The following is a 6,464-nucleotide window of genomic DNA, read 5'->3' as shown; positions in this document are numbered from 1 at the left end:
TCAACATGCGATTCACCTCCTTGTCTATCAATATTCACATCATAGACAAGGAAAGAAGAAAATATTCAGCTCACTTTATGATGTGGCTGAATAGTTACGAAAGAAGAAAATATTCAGCTCACTTTATGATGTGGCTGAATAGTTACATCAAAAAAGTCATGAATGGAGAAAAACTCGATCCAGTGCTAAGATTGCTTTTTGCTCTTCCATTATATGAAGTAATAAATAGACCTCTAAACGTATCCATACAAGAGTTAAGACCTTCTTTTTTGCCTTTTACAGGCACATGTGTGCCAGGCACAAAAATTGCCGTAGACACTAAAGGAATATTGCATAGTTGCGAAAAGGTAAATGATAAAATGCCTATAGGAACCACAAAAAAATGGATAGATTTCGAAAAAATAACAGAAACTCTTGACAGATATAACAAACACGTCGGTCCAGGCTGTATTAATTGCCCTATACAAAGATTTTGCCCAACATGCTATCGAGTCCTTCTAACAGCTCAAGGAGAATTTAACAGAAAACAGATGAAGCCTTGTCAAAAATTAATTGAAGAAAAGCAAAGAATATTTGAACTTGCCTATACCCTTATGGAGAAAAACGTCAATTTGGGCAACATCTTAGAAAGATAATACATAAATTACATAGAAAGGAGAAGAAAAAGGTGAAAGAATATTTTAATTTATACCCACATTGTGTGCCTATAAATGGAAAATTGGGCACTACCTTATACGATTTTAAAAATAACACTATATATCATCTGCAGTCAAAAGAAAGCCTAATTTTAAGAGGAATATCTAGGGGAGAGAGAATATCTAAACTAAAAGAAACGCATGGAGCTAAGAATGTAGAAAACCTTTTAAATTTATTAACAGAGAAAAAAATTGGAGAATACGGTGACACTTTTGTTCCAAGAGAGCCATATAGAAAGGGAAGTTTGAAAGCCTTGCAATTAGACGAAAATATTCCTTTATTAAATTGTTTCATAGAGCTTCCCTGCAGTTGTCCCAAAAACTGCAGTCATTGTTATAGTCCGAAAATTAATGGGTGCTTTGCATGTAAGAAGGTTGCCAATAACTATGTTTTAAGCAACAGAGATTTAGGTTTCTATTACAACCTCGTAAGAGACATTATTTCTTTAGGATTTTCAAATATTTATTTTCATGGAGGAGATCCTTTAACCAATTGGGGTGTTACCAAGGAAATTCTTCAGTTCAGTTCTATATTAAAACTTTCCAATCAAAAATTATATTTGCTTACCAATGGGGAAATGTTAAATGAAGAAAGAGCCGACTTTTTAATCCAATTTAATATCGTTCCAATCATTTTATTTGATTATACAACAGATAGTATCGATTTGAAAACGATAGAAGAGATTTCTCATTACTTCAAAGAACATGTCAATCAGATCATATTCAATGTAGTAACAAGCAGGAATAATGTAAAAAAATTAAATTGTTTAAAACAACAACTAAGTGAATTAGGAATAGCCAATATCATTCCTAGCATAGTTATAAACGGAAAAGAAGAATCCATTTTATATCATGAAGAGTTGCCGACATTTGGGTGCGACATTAACAGCTTTTCTTATCTTGGAATATATCATCCTTGTTTAACAGGCAGCTTAGCAATCACTTCCGATAAAAAAGTGGTTCCGTGTCCAAGATTAGAATCGGAAGTGCTGATGGATCTTAAAGAACATAACAGTCTGCTTGATTTATTTGACAGAAAAGAAGAAGTCCTGAAATATTGGAAGCTTTCATTGGAAAATATTGAACCTTGTGGTACTTGCGAATTTAAACGAATGTGTATGGATTGCAGAGCCGCAGAGGTTGCTTTTTCTAACAGTTTAACCCAAAAATCTCTTTGTTCTTATACGGGGTTATAATAAGGATAATTAAAAGCCAAGAAGTAGAATGTAGGAGGGAAACAATTGAATTATATTGAACTGCACAATATTGCTAAATCATTTGATAATAAAAATTACATACTAAAAGATATCAACTTGTCGTTACACCAAGGGGATCGTGTGGGCATTATTGGGGGAATTGGTTCTGGGAAAACCACTTTATTAAGAATAATCTTGGGATTGTATACTCCAACATCTGGGAAAATCAATAGAAACATATCCAATCACGAAATTGGGTATTTGCCTTCTACAAAAGGGATTATAGAAGAGTTTACAGTGAGAGAAAATCTCATATTTTGGTCTCAAACTTATCAATCCCCTATCCATGTAGTGGAGGAACTGATAGATAGGCTAAACATGGATAAGATGGCAGACAAAAAGGTGTCTTTGCTTTCTTCTGGAATGAAACAAAAACTTGCTTTTGCTTGCTCTATTATTCATTCCCCCAAACTTCTTATTTTGGATGAACCTACAGTAAATTTGGATGTAGAAAATCGATCTTTAATAAAGAAATTTATACAGGAATATCCTAAGGAAAGTTGCATTGTCATTACATCTCATAATTTTGATGACATTGAACATATGTGTAATCGAATTGTTATGATTGTTGATGGAACGATAAAAGTGAAAGAGGAACTGAATAAATTAAAATCTGATTTTCAATCCTCTCTTGTCAGAATACGAACCATCTCAAAAATCAATCAACAACAATCAATTCTAATTAAAGAAGAATTTCCAAATGTTCTGGTGAAAGATCATGAGGTGATTTTAGATAAACAAATTTATAAATTGAACGATGTTTTATTAAAATTAATCCATTTGAATATAGAAATACGTGATGTTTTAGAAAATGAAGCAATACTTGAAGATATTTACTTACGTTTGAATAAGAAAGAAGGTTGACGGAATGAAGGCTCTATTGTGGAAAGAATATCTTTTTCTGAAGAAGAAAATGCAAAAGATGTTGCTTCTAATCGCAATTGAATTTGTTCTAGTGTTGTACTTCATCTATGGATTAAATTCTATCCCTATTCATATTAAATTTAATCTCATTTTAGGAACGACATCGATTATTTTTCTGTTACAAATACTTTTTGAATCCATTAAGACAGATAAACAAAATCGAGTATATGAGAAAATGTTGCAAATTTTTTCTATACAGAAGATATTAATTGTCAAGGTACTTTTTTCTGTTTTTATCGCAACAATCCTTAGCAGCATGTATTCGTTTCTATTCTATGGATATCAGTTGTACCTGGGGATTCAGATCCCTTCTCAATACTTGCTGTCTTTATTATTATTGCCGTTTATTAACTTGCTCTTTGGAATAGTGTTATGCGTCGTCATGTTTCTGGTTGATAATATTGTCATATTAAAAGTTACTTCTATGTTTGGAGCGATGTTTTATGTATTAACCTTTACGAATATACATCAATACAAGATTATTGGAACCATTATTGGTATATTGCTTTTCCTTGTAATCACGCTCCATTTTCTTTTAAAGAAAATATCGAATGAAAAATTTTTAACGATGTAACCTCTTGGTTATGGAGGTGAGGAAGGAAATTGAAAGTATTAAAGTTCTATTTAAAAAAAAGCTTAAAAAATGTTGTTATTCTAGTATTGCTCACCCTATTCATCTCTTTCCTTAGCAACATCATTCCTATATTATCACAAATGGTTTTTGATGAAGGAATTATGAAAAACAATGTTTTTAACATTGCTGTTTACTCATCTATTCTAATAGGGGCATATATTGGAAGAGGTGTTTTAAATCATTTTAGTGATTATTTAATATCTGCAACGTCTGCTAAGATTATAGCCAACGTCAAGAACGAAATCATTCAGAAGATATTAAAAATGCCTGTATCATTTTTTGATAAACAATCAACAGCTTATATCTTATCAAGATTGAACGAAGTGAATTCTTTATCATCGATATTTACTCCAACTGTTTTTAACTTTCTTTCCAGCACAATATCAATGATAGGCGCTTTAATGTACATATTGTCCAAAAGCATTGAAATATTCGTTGCATGTGTATCGTTCATTCCAGTGGTTTATATTATTTCTAACACTTCTATCACATCCTTAAACAGATACTCTAGAGAAATGCTTGAAGCTACTGCAAATACGAATAACAAAATACATTCTGCATTAGAAGGGATAATTGCATTAAAAGAACTAAACGAGGAAGAACACATGAATCAGTCTATTACAAAAGAAGTCAACCAATTAGCATTGAAGACAATTCATCAAAGCAAAACTGCCAGTAAAAGTTCCCAAATGCTAAACGTGATGGTTTTGGTGGTTCAGACGCTCATTATAGGTATAATTGGTTTTTTCATAACCAATAAAAAGCTGACTATAGGAGATTATGTGTCCATGACCCAATATGTTGGCATGATATACTCTCCCTTAATTATGTTACAGAGTTTTAAGTTAAGTATACAACCTGCTATTGCTGCTATTTCAAGAATTAACAGCATGTTATCCTCTAATAACACAGAGAACATAGAGGAAAGCACAGGTAAAAAAATAGATTACATCAAGTTTGTAAAATTTGAAAATGTATCATTTAAATACGATACATCGAATGAAAGCATTCTTAATAATATCTGTTTTGATCTATATTCTGGAGATCGGATAGCATTTATCGGAAAAAATGGATCTGGTAAAACTACTATAGCCAAACTTTTATTGGGTTTTTATAAAAATTATTCTGGGAATATCACCATTAATGATTATGAACTGAGAGAGTTAGATATAAATAGTTTAAGATCCAAAATTGGGATTGTTCCGCAAAATATCTATCTATTCGAAGGAAGTGTAAAGGAAAATATTCGGATTGGAAATCGGGTGTTGTCTGAAAAAGAATTTCAAAGAAGATTAGATAGACTTCTTGAATATGGCTTTTTGAATGGTTTGGATTTAAATAAAAAAATTATTGATAATGGGAAAAACTTGTCCAAAGGACAAATTCAGCAAATCGCTTTTGCAAGAATATTTATGAAGGATGTTGATGTCTTAATATTTGATGAAGCTACATCGAATATGGATCAAAACGCAAAAGAAGCTTTTCAAAACATTTTGCTGGATTTACTTCATGACAAAATTTGTTTGTTTATTAGTCACACTGATGAATTAATGTATCTTGTGAACAAGAAAATTGTATTAAATGATGGAAAAGCTGACATTGTTTACGACAGGGAGGGAATCTCATGAGTAAAATTATTTATATTTTGCTTTTAATTATTTCTTTGTTTATTTTGTTTTTCCAAATAAAAAATAAAAAAATAGATATAAAGGGTCTTTCCATCAAAATAATCACTATTATTATCATATTATTGGCATTGGCATGGATAAGCAAATGGATGTATATAGATGCACCTTGAAAAGTTAACTTTCCGATTACGCTGTACCCCCTAGAAAACTGGTGATTTATTGAAAAGCCACGGAAAACTGACTCTCTTCTCAAATGGAGAAGTCCTGTAACATCAACGCTTCTCTTTTAGCCGAAAACAACGGGTTCGGCGAAATCGGTCATTTTTCACCATCCTGCTAGGAGTTGCAGCACTTCCTCCGGGCGCTCATGGATGTAGTCCACAAACCAGGCAATGGCTTGGGTGATATCTCACATTTCGCACCCTAACAAGGTCAAAACAAAGGATTTTTTATTTAGTTTTTCAGAATAACTTTTTGACCAACACGACGAGCGATGGCTATCCTTTTTTTACCATCGCTGGTCGTTCCGTATGACGTTACACGTAAATGCTCTCATCCAGCCCCAACCCCTGCAGAATCCTTCGTTGTTCAGGGGTGAGGGAGCGATCCAGTGAGCGTTGGATGCGTCCATCCGGCAGCTTGAGGAGGACGACGTTCACATATTGAAACAGCTGGAAAATCGCCTGCCCCGTCGGTCGGGTCAGCTTGCGGCCTCCGGCGCCCTTTAATGGGTGTTCGGGTGTGATGAACTGGCGCACCCGGCGCTGAAAGACGCGGTAAATGGCCAAGGCCAAGAGAAACAAATAGCCCAATACCGCAACTCGTTCTGGCTTTTTGACATAGATCTCATCCGTGAAAAAAGGGTCTTTCAAAAAAGCGAAGTTCATTTCCACCGAGATCTGCCCTTTATATAGCTTCAAGATCTCTTGGGCATCCATTTGTTGGCCCTTCCATTCCTCCGGAACGGTCGTGACGAGGACAAACCGGGACGCTTTCCGTCTTGCCTGTTCCCACGCGTTTGGGTCGAATTCGACGTCAAGGCGCAAGAGATACCGCGTCTCCATCTCGGGTTCCGCCCCTTTTTTCGGCCGTCCGCGCCGTTTTTTCGGGCGTACGATCTCTTCGACCGCGGCCTTGACCTGATGAAACCGTGGGCGAAGGGACGTCTTGAGGGACGCCAAGGCTTGTTCAGCGTCTTCCCGGCACAAGAAAGGGTGGCGCTCCCAATGGGCTTGTTCCTCGCGAAGAAGCTCCGCTTCTTTGGTTCGTTCTTTTTCAAGCGTCTTTCCTTTTCGCTGGTCGAGCGCGCTCGATTCAACAACGATCA

The 6,464-nt window shown here is 34.9% G+C and carries 6 protein-coding genes; 5 read left to right on the top strand and 1 reads right to left on the bottom strand.

The window, feature by feature from the left end; translation table 11 throughout:
• From CV945_RS15895 to CV945_RS17360, 5 genes are all read left to right on the top strand, one after another.
• The coding region (locus tag CV945_RS15895; protein ID WP_483299653.1) for a radical SAM protein at window positions 1-635 on the top strand (635 nt) is incomplete at its 5' end.
• A gap of 32 nt (window positions 636-667) precedes the next feature.
• Window positions 668-1,891, top strand: a complete 1,224-nt coding sequence (locus tag CV945_RS15890; protein WP_060475561.1) for a radical SAM protein — start codon at window positions 668-670, stop codon at window positions 1,889-1,891.
• A gap of 45 nt (window positions 1,892-1,936) precedes the next feature.
• The gene (locus CV945_RS15885; RefSeq protein ID WP_060475562.1) at window positions 1,937-2,815 is read left to right on the top strand and encodes an ABC transporter ATP-binding protein; all 879 of its coding nucleotides are present in this window, start codon (window positions 1,937-1,939) and stop codon (window positions 2,813-2,815) included.
• Between the two features lie 663 nt (window positions 2,816-3,478).
• The gene (locus CV945_RS15875; RefSeq protein ID WP_100660151.1) at window positions 3,479-5,137 is read left to right on the top strand and encodes an ABC transporter ATP-binding protein; all 1,659 of its coding nucleotides are present in this window, start codon (window positions 3,479-3,481) and stop codon (window positions 5,135-5,137) included.
• Window positions 5,134-5,307 (top strand): hypothetical protein, encoded by a 174-nt coding sequence (locus tag CV945_RS17360; protein ID WP_198518532.1) that lies wholly within the window; start codon window positions 5,134-5,136, stop codon window positions 5,305-5,307. Before CV945_RS15875 ends, CV945_RS17360 begins: the two co-directional genes overlap by 4 nt.
• 366 nt (window positions 5,308-5,673) lie before the next feature.
• Here the strand turns inward: CV945_RS17360 and CV945_RS15865 are convergent.
• A partial coding sequence (locus tag CV945_RS15865; protein WP_157807544.1) for an IS1634 family transposase occupies window positions 5,674-6,464 on the bottom strand: 791 nt, incomplete at its 5' end.

This window comes from Geobacillus sp. Manikaran-105 (assembly GCF_002809955.1).
In the GTDB taxonomy this organism is placed as follows: domain Bacteria; phylum Bacillota; class Bacilli; order Bacillales; family Anoxybacillaceae; genus Geobacillus; species Geobacillus thermophilus.
Note: the sequence above shows the minus strand (reverse complement) of the source record. Positions and strands in the feature narration are given on the sequence as shown.